The organism is Bartonella sp. MU37NMGALS (assembly GCF_042194015.1).
Lineage (GTDB): Bacteria > Pseudomonadota > Alphaproteobacteria > Rhizobiales > Rhizobiaceae > Bartonella > Bartonella grahamii.
On the sequence record NZ_JBHIML010000060.1, the window covers coordinates 1 to 2,024 of the forward strand.

1 protein-coding gene is annotated in these 2,024 nt (G+C 39.3%); it reads left to right on the plus strand.

The annotated features are described in order from the left end of the window. A partial coding sequence (locus ACFIJP_RS08835; RefSeq protein ID WP_375627029.1) for a helicase-related protein occupies positions 1–2,024 on the plus strand: 2,024 nt, incomplete at both ends.

Consider the following 2,024-nt stretch of genomic DNA (forward strand, 5'->3'; position numbering starts at 1 on the left):
ATCAAGGTTCATGATAACAGCATCATTCGAGGTAAAAAACGGCTGTATATGACAGCAACGCCCAAGATCTTTACCGATGATGCCAAAAAGAAAGCCGATGAGATCAATGCCGTTCTCGCTTCTATGGATGATGAAGAGCTCTATGGAAAAGAGCTTTATACCTATACCTTCTCAAAAGCCGTTCAGAATGAACTCTTAGCACCTTATAAGATTATTGTTTTGGGTGTTAATGAAGAGGAAGTAAGTCAATCCATTCAACATCTGATGACCGATGAAAATTATGAACTTATTCTTGATGATAAAACCAAGATCATAGGTTGTTATCAAGCCCTTGCCAAAATAGATCTAAAAGTTGATCTAAGTGATGACCCCAATCCCATGCGGCGGGCTTTAGCATTTTGTAAAGACATTAAAACTTCTGAACGTATCCGTGATACCTTCAATTCTCAAGAAATACAGGAAGAATTATTTAATCTTCATCAACTCTATAAAGAGACGCCGCCTCTTCACTGTACCTTTGCTCATATTGACGGAAAACAAAGTGCCAAAATGCGCAATAAAGCCCTTGATTGGCTTAAGGAAGATGCGGGGGGAAATAGTTGCCGTGTGCTCACCAATGTAAGATGTCTGTCTGAAGGGGTGGATGTACCCGCTCTTGATGCCATCATGTTTTTACACCCGCGTAAAAGTCATGTGGATGTGATACAGGCGGTAGGGCGTATCATGCGCCGTGCAAAGGATAAGAAAAGAGGCTACATCATTTTACCCGTTGGGATCCCTGCTGGGGTTTCTGCTGAACATGCTTTACGCTACAATAAGAGATACAAGGTAGTCTGGCAAGTGATCAATGCTTTGCTTGCTCATGATGAGAATTTTGAAATCACCCTTAACCAGATGATTTTGGGGCAAGATGTTAGTGATTCTTTGGAGATTGTCGCCTTAAAGAGCATGACCGCGGTTGAGGATAAACTTCATATCCATGAAAAATCAGAACATATGGGGCTTGAGATTGGAAAAGCCGCTCATGAACCACAAATTATTCATAGCGTAACAGGAAGATTACCTTTTTATAAAGAGTTTCCCAATGCTTTGAAAACCCTTATTGCAAAGAAATTTGCTATTGCGGATTATTGGGAAAATTGGGCAGGCAATGTTGCTGAGATTGCTCAAAATCATATCACGCATCTTCAAAACCTGCTTGCTGATGAAAACAGTGAAGCCTTTCATGCTTTTGATGCATTTCATAAGGAATTAAAAAACAACTTAAACAGTGAAATCAAGCAAGAAGAAGCGATTGAGATGTTAGCGCAACATCTTGTCACGCGTCCCGTGTTTGAAGCTTTGTTTGAAGGCAATGAATTTGTACAAAACAATGCCATTTCGCAAGCCATGGAAAAAATCTTAACAGAACTTGATAAAACCAATATCGAGGAAGAATCCAAGGAATTACAAGAATTTTATAACAGTGTAAGGCTTCGTACTTCTGGGATTACCACACCACAAGCAAGGCAAAATCTTATTATTACGCTTTATGAAAGTTTTTTTGCCAAGGCATTTAAGAAAACCACGGATAGGCTTGGGATTGTTTATACCCCCGTTGAGGTCGTGGATTTTATCATTCATTCTGTTGATGATGTGTTGCGTAATGAATTTGGCAAAAGCTTGGGGTCACGGGGGGTTTCTATTCTTGACCCTTTCACGGGAACGGGTACCTTTATCACACGGCTTTTACAATCCAATCTCATCAAACCAGAGGATATGGAATACAAATTCCGTCATGATATCCATGCCAATGAGATTGTTTTACTTGCCTATTACATAGCAGCGATTAACATTGAATCGACTTATCATAGTCTTATGAAAGGTGAGTATATTCCTTTTAAGCATATTGGTTTGACTGATACGTTTCAGATGCTTGAAGAGAAAAGCCTTCTGCAAAAATTATTTAAAGAAAACAGTGAATATTTAGAACACCAGAAAAATCTGAACATCAAAGTTATCTTTGGTAATCCCCCTTACTCGGT